Below are 19,207 nucleotides of genomic sequence, written 5' to 3'. Positions count from 1 at the left end.
ATTCGGCTCCTGCTTCCCCAAGGGTTAATTGAACCCTACCAATCTTTGCGATAATTTGTAAGCACCGACAGAAATACTGCGGCCGGCACGTCCCGGCAAACTGATCAATCCGCCCATAATGCCATACTTCAGATGACGGTAGAGTCTTACATCCTTTTCCTTGATATACTTCCACAGCTCTTTTCGCTTCTGCAAATTTTCAACGGTGCCCGAACGGATCAACAGAATGGCCGAGACGACCGTTACTATCTCCAAATGCTTGAGCATATAGCGGCGCAGGTTTTCGTTCTCGACCTGCTCGAGATCCACCTGCTCGATCATCAGCTTGTTCACCTTCAACTGCTGATCGATTCTCTTAATCATGATGCTTTCCTGCACGGACTGGTCTTCCCGGCCGATATAGTACCGGTAGAAATCCACATTGAGATAGTACATCGTCTTCACATGCTCAAGCGGCGTATACACAAACAAATTATCGACGTAAAAAGTATGCTTCGGCAGCTCCAGACCGCAATCCCGCAACAACTGGGTCCGGTAGATCACGGAATGCATCAAAATGTACTGGCCTTTCCGGAAAGGCTTGACTTCATCCCAGGTGAAAACCTTCCCTTCCGGCAGAACATCGTTGTATTTCATGATCTTTCTGTACTTCGCGCCTTCTTTTTCGTACACAAAATTGCTGATCAGCATATCCACCGTTTTATGTTGGCTCGCCAGATCGGATAAGGCTTTTACTATTTTCAGATACGCGCGAATATCGACCCAATCATCACTGTCAACGACCTTAAAATACAATCCGGACGCATGCCGAATTCCCGCATTCACGGCGGCTCCATGACCGCCGTTTTCCTGATGGACCGCCTTCACGATCGTGGGATATCGCTCCGCGTACTCATTGGCGATGTCGGCGGTCTGATCACGGGAGCCGTCGTTCACGACAATCAACTCGACACTGTCCCCGCCGGGAAGCAGGGATTCGATGCAGTATCTCATATAATCCTGCGAATTATAGCAAGGGATAACAATAGATAATAGTTTCATATTCACACTACCTGTTCTACTTTTCGGATTCTTGTTTGAAAATAATTTTGAAAATCGGGAAAAATACCCAGAAGGAAATAGCGCTATTGATGATCATCGTGATCACGTCCGCGGTCGTTTCGCCCACGGAGCCCATCCCCCATGTGTTCATAAACAAGTTGTAAATCGGCGCTTTATAAAATCCTTGCGCGGCGGCTGCGCCGATCGTAATCACGATATAGGCGACGACATACCAGAAGGCCGCCTTCCAGATGTTGCTGTTCGACTTGAACGTGATGCTTCTTTGCGCGAAGAAATTAAGAATCTGCGCGATCGCGATCGTGATCTGCACGGCCAGGAAATAGGCCAGACCGCCCCCGCCGCCGGAAGAAAGCGAGCCTGCGGCATAATCGAACACATAATAAGGACTTCCGTCGAAGTTATGGCCGAACTGCAGCACTTGAAAATTCGAATGGATCAGGGCAGTCCCGGCAAACAGGCTTTTGAACACCGGCATAAGTACGAGCTGCAAGACGGTAATTCCGTTGCTCAACATAAAGAATACCAGAAATTGAGCCGTATTGGGGTGCTTTTCTTTGTACCTCGCCCAGAAGCCGAGCGGGCCCGATGTCGATTTTGGGTTGTTCATCCTATCTCTCCTTCGCTGCCGAAACACGCTGTTCTTTCTGTTTCGCAGCTTTCAGCATCTTGCTTCTTTCCTTTAAGAAATGGCGCAGGCCTTTAAAGAAACGACCGTTGACCATCATCAGAATCCCGTCGAGCATCGGTAGGTTCACGACGCCGCCGGTCATTCTGGCGACTCCCCGAAACGGCATATGGTAGACGGACATCATAATGATATTGGCCGTGCTCCGCTTGCCGATTTTCCGAAGAAACCCATAGGCGAATATCATAAGCCGGTAAGCCAGCCGTGCGGCCCAGCCTTTGGCATATTGGCACTGGGCGATGGTGTCGTTGTAGCCCAGCGGTTTCTTCCGATCCCAGGTCGATACCGGCACCTTGCGCCCGAGCAGCGTCTCAAACTCTTGTTTGCCGACCTTGTCGGCCCGGCCGGTATAGTAGGAAGGCAGTTCGTTCTTATCGTATGGCACCGGCGCCCCGGTCCCCTCCACAAAAAGGGATGCCGCAAGGCGGATATCCGCGCTGGATGCGCCCACCATGATTTGATAGTCCGCTTCCTCCACTTCCCACCGGTTGGTGTTTATATTGAAATAACGGAACGTTTTGTCGTCGAAAGGAATCTTTACGGTCCGCGTCTCGCCCGCGTTCAAGAATACCTTAATGAATCCCTTCAGCTCTTTCCGCGGCCGGAATACCTTACCGCCGCTGCACCCGGCATATAGCTGGGCAACCTCCATCCCCGCCCGGTTTCCGGTGTTCGTGATGTTGAAGGTAACGCCATCCCGGTCTACCCGGAGATCGGAGTACTCATAGGTGGTATAACTTAGTCCGTATCCAAACGGAAAAAGAACCTCTACATTCGCCGTATCGTAATAACGATAGCCAATGTACAGACCTTCTCTATACTCCACGCTGACCTCTCTGCCCGGAAATTGGTGGCAGGCCGGCGTATCTTCATACCGGAGCGGATAGGTCTCCGCCAGCTTCCCGGAAGGATTCACTTCGCCCGTCAAAACACGCAGAATCGCTTTGGCCCCGGCTTGACCGCTAAGATAGGCATGAACCAATCCTTTCACTTTGCCGATCCAGGGCATTTCAACCGCGGCCCCGCAGGACAGCACCACCACAATGTTCGGGTTGACTTGGTGCAAGGCGTGCAAAAGCTCGATCTGATTGTCCGGAATCTTCATGTTTTGTCGGTCCAAACCTTCCGCTTCCGTCGCTTCATCCAGACCGAGGTAGAGCAGAACCACCTCCGCCTTCTCCGCCAGGGCGCATGCTCTTTCGAGCTTTTTCCGGTTCTTTTTCCCGTACCGTTCAAAACCGGGTTCATACCCCAGGCTGACGATGCCGCATTCCTGCAAGCAGTCCAGCGTACGGTCCAACCGGGTCGGATTAACGATCGAGGAGCCGGCGCCCTGATATCTGGCTTCTTGGGCAAATTCCCCGATAATCGCCGCTTTTACGCCCGGGTTCAGCGGCAGGAGGCCATCCTCGTTTTTCAGCAGCACGATCGATTCTTCGGCCGCTTCCTGAGCCGCCCGATGATGCCGGTCGACATCAATTCCCCTCGGCCCGGCCCCTTTGTATACCTCTTCGGTCTTAAAAATCAGGTCCAGCAGCCGATCCACGCATTCGTCCAAGACCTCTTCCTTGATTTTTCCGCTCTTGATCGCTTGAATGATCTCTTCGTTGGTCTCTCCTCCGGTCGTCGGCATTTCCAGTTCATTGCCGGCGAGCAGGCCGGCCACCCGGTCATTGCTTCCGCCCCAGTCCGTCACGACCACGCCGTCGAAATTCCATTCCTCGCGCAGGATTTCACGCATCAAATGAAGATGCTCGTTCGTATATTCGCCGTTTAACATATTGTAGGAGGACATGACCGTTTGGGTCCCGCCTTCCTTCACGGCGATTTCAAATGCGGTCAAGTAAATTTCCCTCAGTGTTCGTTCATCCACGATCGTATCGATGGACATCCGCCGCTCTTCCTGGTTGTTCACGGCAAAATGTTTCACACAAGCGGAAATGCCGTGCGCTTGAATGCCTTGGATATAGGCCGCGGCCATTTTGCCGGCATGATACGGATCCTCGCTGAAGTATTCGAAGTTTCTGCCGCACAAGGGATCCCGCTTCATGTTGACGCCCGGGCCGAGCAGGACGTTTACTTTCTGGGCGACCGCCTCCTTGCCCAGATAATCGCCGATCTTCTTTCCGAGCTCCACATTCCAACTGTTCGCAACGGCCGCCGCCGTTGGAAAACAGGTGGCCGGAATGCTGGGATTCAGGCCGAGGTGATCCGCCGCGGCCGCTTGCTTGCGGATGCCGTGCGGCCCGTCAGCCAGAAACATGCTGTTGATGCCGAGCCGCGGAATATCCTGGGACTGCCAGAAATCCTTGCCCGACATGAGAGAAGCCTTCTCCTCCAAGGTCATTTGCTCTATCAAGTATTTGTGTTTCATCTCCCGATACCCCATCTTGCTTTTGAGCGGTAGCCTCACAGGCTACCGCCAAAGCATTTTCTATTTATTTTCCCGCTCTTACAACGCTTGCGTCTCGGTTACTTCCTTCTTTGCCTTGCTTCTCCTATGCGTCACTTTAAAGAATCCGAAGGTCAGCAGAGCCAAGAGAACGAGGTTCACGAGTCCGAGTCCCAATACCCAGAACGGATAAGGCGTTACATTCATTTCGAAGGCGTTGCTGTTCGCCACGGTATACAGAATGTTGTGGCTCGCTTTTCTCATCGCCTGTTTACCGGTATTGGTCTCCGTGCTCAATTTCGTTGGTTTTTCCCCGATCGTCGTCAGCATCAGATCGTTCCCCGCCCGAATCGCCCGGTCCGTATCCATATGCGGGAACAGATCCCAGTCCGTGATGACCATGCCTTTAAAGCCCCATTCATCGCGCAGTACGGTTGTGAGCAGTCCATAGTGCGCGCCCGCCCAAGTCGTTCCGAGTCGGTTAAAGGACGACATGACCGCGGTGGACTTCCCTTCCTTGACGGAAATTTCAAAAGGCTTCAAATACAGTTCGCGGATGGCTTGTTCATTCGACCAGACTGCAACCCCATCCCGGTTGGTCTCTTGGTCGTTCAAGGCATAGTGTTTGATATAGGAATATACACCTTTGGTGAAGGCCCCCTGTACGGCGGCAGCCCCCATTTTGCCCGAAAGCAGAGCGTCTTCCGAATAATACTCAAAGTTTCGGCCCGAGAACGGCGTCCGGTGAATGTTCATGGCCGGTGCGTACAATCCGCTTACCCCGTAAACAATCGCTTCGTTCGCCATGTACTCGCCCATTTTGTGCGCAAGGTCCACGTTCCATGTCGAGGCAAGGACCACCTCGCTCATAAACTGTACGCCGTTGATCCCGGTCAAGAGCGCGTTGACGCCCGCCGGACCGTCCAGATCCGTGGTCGCCGGTTTCTTGATCGACTCGATGGCCTGTGTCGCATATCCGCCAAAGCCGATCAATTGGGCCATTTCATCAATGGAGAGCTGCTCCAGCAACTGGACCCATTTCGGATCGTTATAATCCAGCCCCGCTACATCTTTCAGCTTCAGTCCATGGTCGGCAAACACAATATCCTGATCTTCTGGATTGTCGACAGGCTGCTTGTTCTCCAATGCCTGGATCAGCTCCGGAGAAGCTTCCTTGTCCGCGGTCCGTTCTTTAGGCATCGTGCCTTCCCAATCCGCCCGGGACACGTAGGTCAAGTCGCCTCTGGCTTCGTCAAACACATTCGTGGCTACCGTTTGATCCGTAGCGCGCTTATTGTCCTGGTTGTAAACGCTCTTGTCCTTCACTTCGTACGTTCGGGTATCGATGACGTCATGGGCGTTGCTCATCAGTTTGATGCCGTATACACCGGCCTCGAGGACATACCCTTTCTCTTTCCGGTCATCGTAGGAAGCCATCTCCTCCACCGGAATGTCGAGCTTGATCGTCTCGGATGCGCCCGGTTCAAGAACTTCCGTCTTATCAAACGCGCCCAGTACCACATGGGACTTCTCAATCCCGCCCTCGTAATAAGGCGGCGTGTAGTATAGCTGTACAACGTCTTTACCGGCTTTATCGCCGGTGTTCGTCACTTTTACCTCAACGGAAATCGTATCGTCCGAAGTCTGATAGTTCGTCATTTCCTGTTTAAAGTTCGAATAGCTTAAACCGTAACCGAACGGATACTGCACGGCTTTTTGGTAGGCGGCTTCATCCACCTGACCCGTCTTGTTGTCGACGTACCGTGTCTCATAGTAGCGGTAACCTACGTAAATTCCTTCGGCATAGTTGAGAAAAGCGTGGTACTTTTCGCTCTCCTTGCCGAACTTGTCGACCGCTTTGTGCTTGGTATTGGAATATCTGAAATTACCCGCATTAAAAAACGCCGGGGAGGTGGTGACATCATAAGCATAGGTGTCTACCAAACGGCCGGACGGATTCACCACGCCCGCCAGGATGCGGCCCACACTGTTATTCCCCGTTGCGCCGGGACCGCCGATCAGGATCGCCGCATCAATGCCTTCTTTCTCCAGGAAGCCCAGTTCCATCGCATTGCTGGAGTTGATCACCACAACCACCTTCTTGAAGTTGCGGGAAGCGACCAGATCGATCATTTTCTCTTCCGCTTCCGACAGCTTCAGATAGTGACGGTCCTTCGATCCGCCGTACTCCGAGGTTTCGAACGGAAGGTCGCCGCCCTCGCCGCCGGAACGGGACAATACGATCAGCGCCACATCGGAGAATTCCTCCGCCTTCTTCAGCAAATCCTCGCTAAACTCGCTGGTGGCCGGCTCGCTTAAGGTGTAGTCGCCGCCATCCAGATTAAAGTTGTCCTGTTTCTTCTTTTCCGGCGCATGCGTGTTATAGAAATCCGTCAACTCGCTGTTGACTTTGAAGCCCGCGTTCTCCAATCCCTGCTGGATGCTGACATTTGCGCTTTCATCACCCGATCCGGATCCGCTTCCTCCGTATACCATGCGGACGGACGCCTGGCCAAAAACGTTTACATTTTTCTCGCTGGCGCTATTCTGGTCGAGTGGAAGGACATTCCCCTTATTTTCCAGCAGGACGATCCCTTCATCCTCGATTTGTTCGACAACAGCTTTCGATTCCGCCGTTACTTTGGCTTTCTTATCTTCATCGATCTTGACTTTGGTCAAATACTGGTTAATGACGACCTGATAGTGACCGATGCCTACGTTAAGGGCAATGACGATAACGAGCCCCAAACTGAGACACGCCAGCCAAAACCTCCGCCAGCCTTTTTTCTCGGCCTGATTTCTTCTTGCCCAAACAAAACCGAATGCGGCGATGAGCACCGCAAGAATGATGACCGATACGAGCAGAATTTTCAGCGTTTCCGCGATGGATACCATTGAAACGGTTACAACAGTACCGATCAGCAGCGCCAAAAAGACAACCGCCCATACCCCGAATGATTTTTTGTTTCTACCAGACTTACTCACTTTGTTCCCCCTCCTATGTAAGACGCACATTTCCCGGCACAATCATGTTCGATCGCTCCCGTTGTATGTGCTTTCATGACTGCAAATTAAGGGTACCGTATAACTTTTGAAATAACTATCAACCAATCGTTAGGGGGAGGTAACTTTTAGTTTAGTATGCAAAAAAGCCGTTTTGATGGCCCCCTCCGGCCCATCAAAACGACTTGCATTTCTCTTTCACATAGTTTTGAAACAACGCGACCGCCTTGGATTGGACCCCTCTTTTTCTGTAGACCAGATAGATATCCTGCGGGATCTTTTCCTTCAGCCTGATCCATTTTAAGTTGTCATTCCGAAGCGATTCCTCAACAAAATCGATGGAAACCGCCACAGCTCCGTATTGTTCGCACAGCCGGTGGGCGGAGATCAAATTGCCGAATTCATGGACGACCTTAGGCGTAAATCCATATTCCAGGCATTTTTCGATAAACCCGCTTTCTTTCCCCTGACCCGCTGATTTCGTAACTAATTCTTCGTTAGCCAGCTCGAGGATCGAGATCTCATTCTGCCGGGCGAGCGGGTGTTCTTTGGAGACGACGACAACCACTTCGCCGCCGGCGAGCCGCTCGAACTCACATTCCTCCACTTCCGCTGTCCCGATGACCAGGCCGACATCCACTTCCTCCTCGAACATTTTGGAGATCGGATAATCATCCGGGTATTCCTTCAGTTTAATCTGGATATCCGGATGGTCTTTCGAGAATCGATACAATAGGTCGACCGGGAGCACGGAGGTGATCGAGTAGGTGATCAGAACGTTCAACAAACCTTTGCGGCCGCTGATAATGCTGATTTCTTTTTTGATATCTTCAATCAGGTAATGGATATGCTTGGCCCGGGCATGCAGCAATTCGCCCGCCTGGGTGGCCTCCATCCCCCGAGGGCCTCTGTAAAACAATTCAGCTTCCAGTTCCAGCTCCAATTGCCGGATCGTTTTGCTGATTCCCTGCGGTGTTATGTACAGGTCCTTCGCGGCCGCGGTAACGCTCTTCTTCTCATAGACTTTAATGAAATATTCCAGTGCCTCTGTATTCATGCTGGTTGAACCCCCTGATTCCATACCCTCCGAACCTGCGAACCGGATGGTATGGTTTAGTATAACATATTGGAAGGTTGGGGTGGTTTGTAGTTGATCGCGTTCGTTTTATGCTAAGATGTGAATGTGTTTCTGGATGCCGGCACAGACAATCACGAAAAATAAGGAGTTTCCCACCATGTACGATTACTTAATTGTCGGTGCAGGCTTGTTCGGCGCCGTATTTGCTTATGAAGCGGGATTGAGAGGCAAAACCTGCCTGGTCATCGATAAAAGAGACCATATCGGCGGAAATGTCTATACGGAGGAAATCGAGGGGATTCAGGTTCACAAATATGGAGCCCATATTTTTCATACGAACAGCAAAACCATTTGGGATTATGTGAATCGCTTCGCGGAATTCAACCGTTATACCAATTCTCCGATCGCCAATTACAAAGGGGAAATCTATAATCTTCCCTTTAATATGAATACCTTCAACAAGCTGTGGGGAACAGCTACTCCGGAGGAAGCCCAGCGAAAAATTGATGAGCAGCGAAAAGCGGCTGGGATTACGGAGCCCCAAAATTTGGAGGAACAAGCGATTTCTTTGGTCGGAACCGATATTTACGAGAAACTCATTAAGGGTTACACGGAAAAACAATGGGGAAGATCCGCAAAAGAACTGCCCGCGTTTATCATCAAGCGTCTGCCCGTCCGGTTCACGTATGACAATAACTACTTTAACGACCGCTATCAAGGCATTCCGGTCGGCGGTTATCGGGCCATCATCGAGAAGATGCTTGCGGGAGCGGACATCGAGCTGAATGTCGATTTTTTTGCCGTCAGAAGCGAGCTTGAACAGCGGGCCAGAAAAGTCGTTTATACCGGTATGATTGACCAGTACTACAACCACCGATACGGTGTACTCGAATATCGAAGCTTGCAGTTTGAAACGAAAGTGCTGGATACAGCCAACTTCCAGGGAAATGCCGTGGTTAACTACACGGACCGGGAAACGCCTTGCACCCGCATTATCGAGCACAAGCATTTTGAATTCGGCACGCAGGATAGAACGGTCATTACGGAGGAATATCCGACGGAGTGGAAGCCCGGTGATGAGCCGTATTATCCGATCAACAACGAGAAGAACAATGAAATCTACCAACAATACAAAGCGCTAGCCGAGGAGGAACGGAATGTCATTTTCGGCGGACGGTTAGCCACGTACAAGTACTATGATATGCATCAAATCATCGGAGCTGCTTTGGCGGCGGTCGATCGGGAGTTTGAAGAAAGCTAGGCCCGTCGGTAACAGAAGCGGGGCTTATTACTTGAAAAGCAAGACTCGCCAGGCCCTACGCTTGGCGCGGTCTTGCTTTTTTCTTGCACAGACAAACTTCACAACGGTTGTGAAATACTTCACAATAAATAAGATAAACCAGTGGTATAGTGAAAACGGTGAATTCGGAGAGCCGGATGCTCCCGGGTAGCCTAAATAACTAGAGATATTAAAGTGGAGGGTTCAACATGAAAAGGAAAGCATCAGCATCGCTCATCCTCATCCTCTCGCTTATGCTCGTGATCGCGGGTTGCGGCGGCGGAAACCAGAATCAAAAGGAGAGCCAAAACCAAGGTGGCGCGCAAAAGGAAGCCACCGCACAGGAAACGCAGAAGGCAGAAGCCGTTTCGGGCGCATCCGAGAAAAGCTACACCCCGTTCGACCAACTGAAGGACAGCTACGATATCATCATCGTCGGGGCGGGCGGAGCCGGAATGTCGGCCGCGCTGGAGGCTAAAGCCAGCGGCATGAACCCGGTGATTTTCGAAAAAATGCCGGTAGCCGGCGGGAATACAACGAAATCCTCGTCAGGCATGAACGCATCGCAAACCAAGTTCCAAAAAGAGCAGGGCATTGAGGACAGCAATGATCTGTTTTACGAGGAAACTTTAAAAGGCGGCCACGGCACCAACGACAAAGAAATGCTCCGCTTCTTCGTGGATCATTCCGCGGAAGCGATCGATTGGCTGGACTCTATCGGAATCCGCTTGAACAATCTTACGATTACGGGCGGCATGAACGAAAAACGCACGCACCGTCCGGAAGACGGCTCCGCGGTAGGCCAATACCTCGTCAGCGGTTTGGTGAAAAATGTGCAAGAGCAAGGCATTCCGCTCTTTGTGAACGCCGATGTCAAGGAGATTACCCAGCAGGACGGAAAGGTGAACGGCGTCAAAGTTCTTTTTAACCAAGCGGACGAGAAAACCATTACCGCAAAAGCCGTAGTGGTGACTACCGGCGGATTCGGCGCCAACATGGACATGATCTCCAAAGTCAGACCCGATTTGAAAGGATATGTAACGACGAACCAAATCGGCAGCACCGGGGACGGCATTCAAATGATTGAAAAATTGGGCGGAACCACGGTCGATATGGATCAAATCCAGGTTCACCCGACGGTACAACAGGAAAAATCCTATCTGATCGGGGAAGCGGTTCGCGGGGAAGGCGCGATCCTCGTCTCCAGCGAAGGCAAACGGTTCACCAACGAACTGGATACCCGCGATAAAGTGACCGCCGCCATCAACGGGCTTACTGAAAAATCAGCTTATCTTGTCTTCGATTCCGGCGTTAAATCCCGCGCCAAAGCGATCGCACAGTACGAAAAAATGGGCTTTGTTATCCAGGGAGACACCGTGGAAGCCCTGGCCAAAGCCATGAATGTTCCGGCCGATCAGCTGCAAAAAACGCTGGATACCTGGAACAGCGCCGTGAAGAATAAAAAGGATGCCGAATTCGGCAGAACGACCGGGATGGACAATGATTTGTCCGGCGCACCATACTACGCCATCAAAATCGCCCCCGGCATTCACTACACGATGGGCGGCGTGAAAATCAACACGAATACGGAAGTATTGAATAAAGAAGGCAAAGCGATCCCGGGCCTTTTCGCCGCGGGCGAAGTGACCGGCGGCCTGCACGGCCAAAACCGGATCGGCGGCAACTCCGTGGCCGAGATCATCATTTTTGGCCGCCAAGCCGGCATTAAATCGGCGGAGTTTGTGAAGGGGAAGTAAGAAAACAAGAACAAACGATGCAACAAAACAAAACGCTTGGGCCGGGTAGGCCCAAGCGTTTATCGTTTTTGATTTGTTATTTCAAGTCAAGGCAAGCCTACACCTCGAGAACTAACGTATAAGGTGTACCATTCATCACGGCTTAATACGATGTTTTCGGCTTCCGCACACGCCCGAATTCGCGAGGGGTTGGTTGTCCCGATGACCGGTTGGATGGCGGCGGGGTGTTTCATCAGCCATGCAAGCACGATCGCTTCCGGCGAAGTTTGCTTCTCTTCCGCCAGCCGTTTCACCAGCAAAGCCGTTTTCTTTACATTTTCGTCTTCATTCTCCAGGCTGGCTCCTGAGTATAAGCCTTTGGCCAATGACCCCCAAGCTTGAAGCTGAATGTTTTCCAACTGGCAGTATTCGAGCGTGCCCTCGGGAAAAATATTGCCCTTCGCCGCATCTTGATTTACATGGATGCCGGTTTCAAGCCAACCGATTTTGTGCAAGCTCAATTCCAATTGATTGACCACCAGTTTTTCACTGCAATGGGCTTGCAATAAACGAATTTGCCCGGCGCTCATATTGGAAACGCCAAAATAGCGGACTTTTCCCGACGCTTTGAGCTGATGAAAGGCCTCCCCTACTTCCCGCGCGTCCATGAGCGCGTCCGGTCGATGCAAGAGCAGAATATCCAGGTAGTCAATCCCCAGTCTGGAAAGAATCCCGTCCACACTCTCCAAAATGTAGGCCTTGGAAAAATCATAACGCGCCGGAATGCCACCCGCTTCATCCGGAAAGCGAATCCCTAATTTGGACTGAATGATCATTTTTTCTCTTAACTCCGGTTTTTCCTGCAACACCTGACCAAAGACGGTCTCGGCTTTTCCGAACGCGTAAATATCCGCATGATCGAACATATGGATTCCGCTGGCCAAAGCCGTTTCCACCGCTTCATGCGCCTGTTTTACATGTTCGGTTAGAATGGGATCCCGGCTCCAGCCTCCGCCAAGCCCCATACATCCAAAAATAAGCCGGCTTGCGTTCAATCCGTGATGATGAATTGGCAATACTGTCATCTTTAGCACATCCTTTGTTATACAAAATATTGTTTCATAGCTCCATGTTCATCCGTGTAATCGATCACCGACTGATTCGTTTTAAGATCAACGAACAAGGTGCACCGCGTTTCATCCTTTTGCCAGGAAAGCCGGATTTCATCCGCCGCGGAGTCAAGCACTTGGAACTCCCCGTTAAACGCCTCATGTTCATTGCGGAACCGGATCAGCTTCAACAATCTCTGAACCGCCGCTTTTTCCAAAGCCTGTTCGATTTCCCCAAGGGTAAAGTTGTGGCGGTTAATTTCCCGCCCTTCCCCGGTTTTTTTCACATTTTCCAGATCGTTTTCCCCGGCCAGCAGTCCGACATAATAGACCTGGGGTACGCCCGGCGTAAAGAACTGCAGCGCCCGGGCAGCCAAATAGGCATCGTCATCGCCATTCAGAACGGAATAATACGAACACCGAATTTGATGAACATCAAAACCATCCTCGGCTTTATGCTCGTCCGATAAAATCAGACTGAGATTCGCCCCTCTTTCCAGACAGGTATCGACTAATTTTCTCGCCTCTCGGGTATCCAGCATATCGTCCAAATCCGGCTTGACCGGAATGCCGTCATGGCAGTCCAACATCGTAAACTGTTTAAGCGGCCGAGTCTTCAAGTATTGCTTCAGCGATTCGCCGGATTTATCGATTAACGCCTCCAGTATGCGATAAGGCAAAATGAAATCGTAGATCCAATAGCCGTGTTCCGCCAGCTTGTACTGGATAGAGTAATGAGCGTGCACTTCCGGAAGCAATTCAATGTCCAGGGAATCGGCAAGCTCTTTGATCCAATCGAGAAATTCATAGATTTCCGGCTCCACGAAGAAGCAGCTCGTCCCCAATTTTTTAATGACATAACCGACAGCGTCGAGACGCACAATTTTTACATGATGCCTTTTAAAATGCATAAAGAAGTCGGTAAACAACTGCTTGACCTTCGGCGAGTTGATGTCCAAATCGATTTGTTCGGAAGGATCGGTTTTTCCAAATGTCGTCCACACCTTTTCTTCCCGGCCGGTTTCCTCGATGGTAAACGTTGAATACGGCAGCGGTCTGCGCAAGAACATTTTTTCAATATCCGCTTGTACCGGTTCTCCGTCTCGCCAGATCTTATCCAGCGTAATAAAATAATCAGCGTACTCGGACTTCCGGCCTTTTTGGAGAAAATCCTGAAAATACTCCGACTGCCGCGAAATATGATTCACCATCAAATCGACCAATACGTCAGACTTCTCGCCAATCGCCTTCACATCGTCCCAGGTACCGAAATTCGGATCAATTTCCAGATACGTAAGCGGAGCAAACCCCCGGTCTCCCGAAGAAGGAAACGGCGGAAGAATATGGACCCCGCCTTTAAAAACATCCGGAAAATACGTGGAAAGAACGCGGTTGAGCGTCTTTAAATCACCTCCTAACGAGTCCGGATACGTGATCAGCTGTACTTGGTTTTGGACGGTCACTTTTTCTCCTCCTATAATCCATACATGTTTTTTATGACTTCCAGCCTTGGCAAATCGACAATGGCGCCGGTATATTTCAACTTATAGGCGCTGACCGCAAACCCCAGGGCCAAGGCTTGTCTGATTGTATACCCTTTTACCGCCGCCGCGTAAAATCCCGACCAAAAAGCGTCTCCCGCGCCCGTCGTATCCGCCACCTCGGTGGCCAAGGTGTCGAAGCGGACGGTTTCCGTACCGTTGGAAACCATGGCGCCGTCTTTTCCCAAGGTCAGGATGACGAGTTTCGCGCCAAGCTTCAGAAACGTTTCCAGATAACGTTCTGGTGTTTGTTTTCCAAACAATCTTTCCGCATCGTCCTCGGAGGGTTTTATAATATCCACCTTCCCGATGATCGACTTCACATATCGGACGCCATCCTCACCGTCTTCCCACAACATCGGATGATAGTTCGGATCAAAACAGACCAATAAATTATTCATTTTGGCGGTTGTTATGATTTTTTCTATCGTGTCTCTCGCCGGTCTTCTGGATAAGGGCCAGCAGGAAAAATGTACAATTTTTGAGTTTTTCAAACCCTCTTCAAGCTCCGGGGTGTAAGACAGATGATAATCCGCGCCCCGGTAAAAAATAGGAATCGGTGTGGATCGACTTTTGGTTACGACAACCATGCTTGTGGAATAATCCTCCGCCCTTTGGACATATCCCGTATCGATTCCGGCGTTTTCTAATTCATGAATTAGAAAAGAGCCTAGCCCATCTTCCCCCGTAGTCGAGGCAACAACCGCCCGTATCCCCAATTTCTTCGCGTTCATCGCGATATTGGAGGGCGACCCGCCAAAAAAACGATGATAAGTACCGCTTGTAGAATCATCATTATAATCCGCGGAGATCATATCGATCAGAATTTCTCCCGCCATGAACAGATCGTTTACGTTGTTTTTAAGCTCGATGCGATGATCAAAATTAAACATGTCAGTCCCCCCGGAATCCGCCTACTTCGCCCATATTCTTGTTGAAGTTCTTACTTCTTGGTTCGGATTTTTAAGCACCGTGTCCATCATCAAAGAAATATAAGTATCTTGCAGCGCTTCTTTTAAAGAATAAAACTCGGTTCCCGTGGCCAGGTATTCACCCATCCGATCCAGGCATGTGGACACGGCAATTTCATCATCATTCAATCGAGCATTCGCAAACGGATTCCTGTACACGAACTCTTCACCCAACATGATTCCGTTGTGGGACCATTCCTGATTATTGTATTTACCTAAGTCGATACGGTTTAATTCCTGCGTTACCGGCACGTTGTCGGACGTAAGGTACCGAACGGTCAAGTCGTCGATCTCGCCTCTTACGCCTTGCACGGTCAGTTGGCGGGTACGGATAAACGAGTGGTATTGCGCCGGGTCGGAAAAATCAAAAAACGCGACTTTCCCGTGGTCGAATTCCAAAGTCAAACGGTCCCTGGTACAGGAAAAAATCTTCCCGTCAAAGTCCATACCTTCACGTCCGTAGGTTTCCGTCACATCGAAGGAAAACCTTTTCCCATAGATCATGCAGTTTTCAAATCCTGCGTTCAAATACTTCCTGATAATGCTGACGCCATGATACCCATGCAGGGACGATAGATTGATATTGCTGATTTCCCCGAGTTTACCGTCCTGGATCACTTTTAACCAAGCGGCATATAACGGTTGTACGAAGTATTGTTCGGCGATTTGAATTCTGGCGTTATACTGATTGGCTTGTTCCCACAGCTCTTCCAAGGCCTCCACCGTTTCTCCCGGCGGGGTCTCGCACAAGACGGGGATCCTCTTTTTAAATATATCGATTAGATAATCGGTAACAATACCTCTTTTGACGGATAACACCACGAAATCGGGCTCGTCCTTCATTAGCTCGTCCAGCGACTGGACGACGTTAACTCCAAACTTCCGCGCGAACGCTTCCCCTTTTTCCCGGCTGCGGATCAGCACCCCGGTTAATTCGAACCTCTCGGGAAGGGCCTTTGCGATACGAATGTAAAATTCGGCTCTCCATCCTGAACCGATAAGACCAAATTTAATTTTACTCATCCTCATTCTCCCTTTGCTGTTTTATCCTTTAATTCCCCCGGAGGTTAAGCCGGCGATGATTTTCTGCTGGAAGATTAAAACCAACACGATAAGCGGAACCGTGACCACAATCGATGCCGCCGCCATGTCACCCCATGGCAGTTCATAATTGCTGGGAAACAACGCGATCCCCACCGGTACCGTGCGCATGCTGTCATCCGTCATAAAAGTTAAACTATAAATGTACTCATTCCAGGAATTGATAAAAACCAACAGGCCTACCGAAAAGGTGGCGGGTTTAATGAGCGGCAGCATAATTCTGAAAAAAGTTTGCAGTCTGGAACAGCCATCGATGGTTGCCGCTTCTTCGAACCCCTTCGGCAGTTGACTGAAGAAGTTCGTTAATAACCAGATCGCCATAGGCAAGGCAAATGTGGTATAAGGGATAACTAACCCGGCATAAGTATTTAGCAGATTCATATTTTTCAAGATTAAAAATAATGGGCTGACTGTGGAGATCGTCGGAAACATGGAAATCGTCAGGATCGACAGCAGGATGACTTTTTTCCCTTTAAAGCGCAGTCTCGCCAAAGCATAGGATGCCGATGCGCCGATTAAAATGCTTACAACGGTGGTGATCGTCGCAACAACCGCACTGTTCAATAAATACCTGGCAAACGGATGTTTCTGGAATACATTAAAATAGTAATCTACGTTCATTGTGCTGGGTATCCATTTGGCCGGAATCGCCGATATCTCCGCAAGCGGTTTGATTGACGTTAAAAATTGCCAGATATAGGGCAGCAAAATGAAGGCTAAAAACAATAAAACCAGCACATATAACAAGCTTGACTTAAACGTTCTCGATACCTTAAGATCCACCGTAACCTTCCCCCTTTCCGAATATATATTAGGCAAGATTTTTGCCGATCGATTTCATATAAATTAAGCTAATGGCAAACACAACTAAGAAGATCAGAACGGACAGCGCCGAACCATAGCCGAAATTCAGGAACTTCATGAGGTGGGTGTAAGCATATAAAGATACGCTTTCCGAACCGTTTGCCCCGCCGGTCATGACGGAAACCAAATCGAATACCCTGAACGCGTCGATTGTTCTGAAAAGAAGAGCGACGAGCACGGTGCTCTTGACCATCGGTAAAGTAATTTTTACGAATGCCTGAAAAGAATTGGCGCCGTCGATTTTTGCCGATTCATACAAATCGCCGGGAATCATTTGCAGCCCCGCCAAGATAAGCAGCGCCATAAACGGAGCCGTCTTCCAGACATCCGCAATCACCAGCGCCATAAATGTACCGCTTTCCGTACTTAACCAAGCTCGGTAGCCATCGATCAGCCCAAGTCTGTAAAGCACATCATTAAACAAACCGTACTGGTCGTTATATATAAATTTCCACATCAGGGCCGATACGGTAGTCGGAATCGCCCATGGAATAAGAATCGCCGCTCTAACCAGCCCTCTGCCTTTAAACGTTTTGTTCATAATCATCGCCGCAGCAAAGCCCACGACTAATTCAAAAAAAACGGTCGCTATCGTAAATTTAGAGGTAAAAAAAATCGAAGCTCCCGCTCTCCCGTCCCGAAATATATCCGCGTAATTTTTAAAACCGACAAATGGATATCCTGAGCCCGGGTCTGTTAACACCATTTCATGCAGACTTAACCAAAAAGTCCTTAAAATCGGATAAACCGCAATGACCAATAAAATAATTAGCGCAGGGAACATCATCAGCCAGGCATCTCTAGTTTCCTTTCTTTGCTGTAAACTCTTCATCCCCTCATTAACTCCTTCTGATGACATGGGCTGCGGAACATCCGCTGCCATCCCGCAGCCCATGCCGGTTTAATTTCTTTATTTGCTCAATGCTTCAAGATCGCCTTGAATGTTGTCCAAAGCCGTTTTTACATCGATATGATCCGACAGTGCCGCATGGATGTTAGTTTGAATCGAATCGGAAACTCTGGAATATTGAGGAGACATCGGTCTTGCCTTCCCATTCATAATAATGTTATAGAAATCCGCGTAGAATGGATTCGCTTTCAAAACTTCGGGGTCTTGATAAACTGCTTTTAATACCGGTGGTTGCGCTGCGATCAAATTCATCTTCTTCTGTACGCTTTCGCTGGACAAATATTTGATAAAGTCGACGGCAGCTTCTTTATGTTCATCATCAATGTACTTATTGATTACCAGATTCAGACCGCCCAAGGTGGAATGCCCCTCAGTTCCCTTAGGACCAACCGGTAAAGCGGTAACGCCCACTTTATCCTTGACTTTGGAACCTTCCTTGTTGGCTTGGCTCCAGAATCCGGACCAATCCCGGATAAACAGCGCTTTGCCGTCCAGGAATACCTGTTCGCTTTCCGGTTCCGTATAAGTCGTTACCCCTTCGGGAGCATAGTTTTTGACCATATCAAGCATGATTTGGGTCGCTTCGATATTATTCTCCGAATTGACAACCGGTTTGCCTGATGCATCCAGGACCTCTCCGCCGTTGTTGGCTACATATTCAACCCAGTTGCATACCAACGCTTCGGACAGCGCCGCTTGAAAAACCCCTGTGTATTGAATATCGTTCTTCCCCTGCACTTTGCTTTGCAGATCCATCCAACCTTGATACGTAGTAGGCGGCTCTACCCCCAATTGATCGAGTACGTCTTTACGGTAAAAGAGAGCGCTTGCATTTGTGAACCACGGAAAAGCGACAAGCTTATCGTTGTATGTCGCCGTTTCAATCGTACCCGGCAAATATTTATCCTGCGTTGCCTGATCAAAATACGGGGTTAGATCGGTTAACCACTCGGCCGCCGCAAACTCCGCCACAAAGACCACGTCCAAAGCCATCACGTCCACGCTTTTATCGCCCGAGGCCAGTTTATTGACAAAATCATCGTGGACCACATTAGCGTCCTGCGGCAAGATTTTCGTTTTGACGACGTATTTATCTTGGCTTGCGTTATATTCATCGACAAGCGTTTGCGCCGGCTTTCCGATCCCTTGGTCAAACGAAAAAGTGATGGTCACCGGGTCCTTGGCGTTTGTTGATTCCGACTCCGACTCAGCCGAATTCCCGCCGCAACCTGCCAATGAAAAAACGAGAGAAGCTGCAATCAACGGCATCCATAATTTTTTTCCTTTTAAAATTGTCATGAAAAAACCCCCATTGAAGTAAAATTGTTAGTTCTCAACAAATAGAAGCGCTTTCTTAAATGACCAAAAAAATTATTCCCCCTTTAAATCATTCTTTAGGAAAACCTTTTCCCGTTAGACAAAAAAATCACCACACATTTTTACCTCTAATTCCCCCTTGTTTTAGTTAAAGTCTAG

14 protein-coding genes are annotated in these 19,207 nt (G+C 49.6%); 2 read left to right on the top strand and 12 right to left on the bottom strand.

The window, feature by feature from the left end; genetic code table 11:
- Nucleotides 1–24 precede the first annotated feature (24 nt).
- The 5 genes from V4U88_RS20280 to V4U88_RS20260 form a co-directional block, all read right to left on the bottom strand.
- On the bottom strand, nucleotides 25–1,041 hold the full coding sequence (locus V4U88_RS20280; protein ID WP_334075067.1) for a glycosyltransferase family 2 protein: 1,017 nt from the start codon (nucleotides 1,039–1,041) through the stop codon (nucleotides 25–27).
- A 16-nt stretch (nucleotides 1,042–1,057) separates the two neighbouring features.
- Nucleotides 1,058–1,669, bottom strand: coding sequence for a hypothetical protein (locus V4U88_RS20275; protein ID WP_334075066.1), 612 nt, complete (start codon nucleotides 1,667–1,669; stop codon nucleotides 1,058–1,060).
- A 1-nt stretch (nucleotide 1,670) separates the two neighbouring features.
- Entirely contained in the window at nucleotides 1,671–4,121 is a 2,451-nt protein-coding gene (locus V4U88_RS20270; protein ID WP_334075065.1) for a beta-glucosidase family protein, read from the bottom strand.
- 78 nt (nucleotides 4,122–4,199) lie between these two features.
- Nucleotides 4,200–7,124, bottom strand: a complete 2,925-nt coding sequence (locus V4U88_RS20265; protein ID WP_334075064.1) for a glycoside hydrolase family 3 N-terminal domain-containing protein — start codon at nucleotides 7,122–7,124, stop codon at nucleotides 4,200–4,202.
- 193 nt (nucleotides 7,125–7,317) lie between these two features.
- Nucleotides 7,318–8,199: a LysR family transcriptional regulator gene (locus tag V4U88_RS20260; RefSeq protein WP_334075063.1), complete on the bottom strand. Its 882-nt coding sequence runs from the start codon at nucleotides 8,197–8,199 to the stop codon at nucleotides 7,318–7,320.
- Between the two features lie 178 nt (nucleotides 8,200–8,377).
- Here V4U88_RS20260 and glf point away from each other — a divergent pair, with 178 nt between their 5' ends.
- Nucleotides 8,378–9,481 carry a UDP-galactopyranose mutase gene (gene glf / locus V4U88_RS20255; RefSeq protein WP_334075062.1) on the top strand — a complete coding sequence of 368 codons (1,104 nt, stop codon included), beginning with the start codon at nucleotides 8,378–8,380 and terminating at the stop codon, nucleotides 9,479–9,481.
- 227 nt (nucleotides 9,482–9,708) lie between these two features.
- Nucleotides 9,709–11,256 carry a flavocytochrome c gene (locus V4U88_RS20250; protein WP_334075061.1) on the top strand — a complete coding sequence of 516 codons (1,548 nt, stop codon included), beginning with the start codon at nucleotides 9,709–9,711 and terminating at the stop codon, nucleotides 11,254–11,256.
- Between the two features lie 86 nt (nucleotides 11,257–11,342).
- Here V4U88_RS20250 and V4U88_RS20245 read toward each other — a convergent pair whose 3' ends face one another.
- The 7 genes from V4U88_RS20245 to V4U88_RS20215 form a co-directional block, all read right to left on the bottom strand.
- Entirely contained in the window at nucleotides 11,343–12,320 is a 978-nt protein-coding gene (locus V4U88_RS20245; RefSeq protein ID WP_334075060.1) for an aldo/keto reductase, read from the bottom strand.
- A 17-nt stretch (nucleotides 12,321–12,337) separates the two neighbouring features.
- Entirely contained in the window at nucleotides 12,338–13,807 is a 1,470-nt protein-coding gene (gene gtfA / locus V4U88_RS20240; protein ID WP_334075059.1) for a sucrose phosphorylase, read from the bottom strand.
- A gap of 11 nt (nucleotides 13,808–13,818) precedes the next feature.
- Nucleotides 13,819–14,778: a carbohydrate kinase family protein gene (locus V4U88_RS20235; RefSeq protein WP_334075058.1), complete on the bottom strand. Its 960-nt coding sequence runs from the start codon at nucleotides 14,776–14,778 to the stop codon at nucleotides 13,819–13,821.
- A gap of 21 nt (nucleotides 14,779–14,799) precedes the next feature.
- Nucleotides 14,800–15,879, bottom strand: a complete 1,080-nt coding sequence (locus tag V4U88_RS20230; RefSeq protein ID WP_334075057.1) for a Gfo/Idh/MocA family protein — start codon at nucleotides 15,877–15,879, stop codon at nucleotides 14,800–14,802.
- A gap of 21 nt (nucleotides 15,880–15,900) precedes the next feature.
- On the bottom strand, nucleotides 15,901–16,740 hold the full coding sequence (locus V4U88_RS20225) for a carbohydrate ABC transporter permease (RefSeq protein WP_213508147.1): 840 nt from the start codon (nucleotides 16,738–16,740) through the stop codon (nucleotides 15,901–15,903).
- A 28-nt stretch (nucleotides 16,741–16,768) separates the two neighbouring features.
- On the bottom strand, nucleotides 16,769–17,653 hold the full coding sequence (locus tag V4U88_RS20220) for a carbohydrate ABC transporter permease (protein ID WP_334075056.1): 885 nt from the start codon (nucleotides 17,651–17,653) through the stop codon (nucleotides 16,769–16,771).
- A gap of 78 nt (nucleotides 17,654–17,731) precedes the next feature.
- Nucleotides 17,732–19,030: an ABC transporter substrate-binding protein gene (locus V4U88_RS20215; protein ID WP_334075055.1), complete on the bottom strand. Its 1,299-nt coding sequence runs from the start codon at nucleotides 19,028–19,030 to the stop codon at nucleotides 17,732–17,734.
- Between the last annotated feature and the right edge of the window lie 177 nt (nucleotides 19,031–19,207).

The organism is Paenibacillus sp. A14, assembly GCF_036864815.1.
Classification (GTDB): Bacteria; Bacillota; Bacilli; order Paenibacillales; family Paenibacillaceae; genus Fontibacillus; species Fontibacillus sanfengchensis.
The sequence above is the reverse complement of the archived record's forward strand: the minus strand, read 5'-3'. Positions and strand labels throughout refer to the sequence as shown.

What these genes read in the sequence shown, in the direction of transcription:
- V4U88_RS20280 (WP_334075067.1), bottom strand. Translation starts at nt 1,041, where the DNA reads ATGAAACTATTATCTATTGTTATCCCTTGCTATAATTCGCAGGATTAT.
- V4U88_RS20275 (WP_334075066.1), bottom strand. Translation starts at nt 1,669, where the DNA reads ATGAACAACCCAAAATCGACATCGGGCCCGCTCGGCTTCTGGGCGAGG.
- V4U88_RS20270 (WP_334075065.1), bottom strand. Translation starts at nt 4,121, where the DNA reads ATGAAACACAAATACTTGATAGAGCAAATGACCTTGGAGGAGAAGGCT.
- V4U88_RS20260 (WP_334075063.1), bottom strand. Translation starts at nt 8,199, where the DNA reads ATGAATACAGAGGCACTGGAATATTTCATTAAAGTCTATGAGAAGAAG.
- glf (WP_334075062.1), top strand. Translation starts at nt 8,378, where the DNA reads ATGTACGATTACTTAATTGTCGGTGCAGGCTTGTTCGGCGCCGTATTT.
- V4U88_RS20250 (WP_334075061.1), top strand. Translation starts at nt 9,709, where the DNA reads ATGAAAAGGAAAGCATCAGCATCGCTCATCCTCATCCTCTCGCTTATG.
- V4U88_RS20245 (WP_334075060.1), bottom strand. Translation starts at nt 12,320, where the DNA reads ATGACAGTATTGCCAATTCATCATCACGGATTGAACGCAAGCCGGCTT.
- V4U88_RS20235 (WP_334075058.1), bottom strand. Translation starts at nt 14,778, where the DNA reads ATGTTTAATTTTGATCATCGCATCGAGCTTAAAAACAACGTAAACGAT.
- V4U88_RS20230 (WP_334075057.1), bottom strand. Translation starts at nt 15,879, where the DNA reads ATGAGTAAAATTAAATTTGGTCTTATCGGTTCAGGATGGAGAGCCGAA.
- V4U88_RS20220 (WP_334075056.1), bottom strand. Translation starts at nt 17,653, where the DNA reads ATGAAGAGTTTACAGCAAAGAAAGGAAACTAGAGATGCCTGGCTGATG.
- V4U88_RS20215 (WP_334075055.1), bottom strand. Translation starts at nt 19,030, where the DNA reads ATGACAATTTTAAAAGGAAAAAAATTATGGATGCCGTTGATTGCAGCT.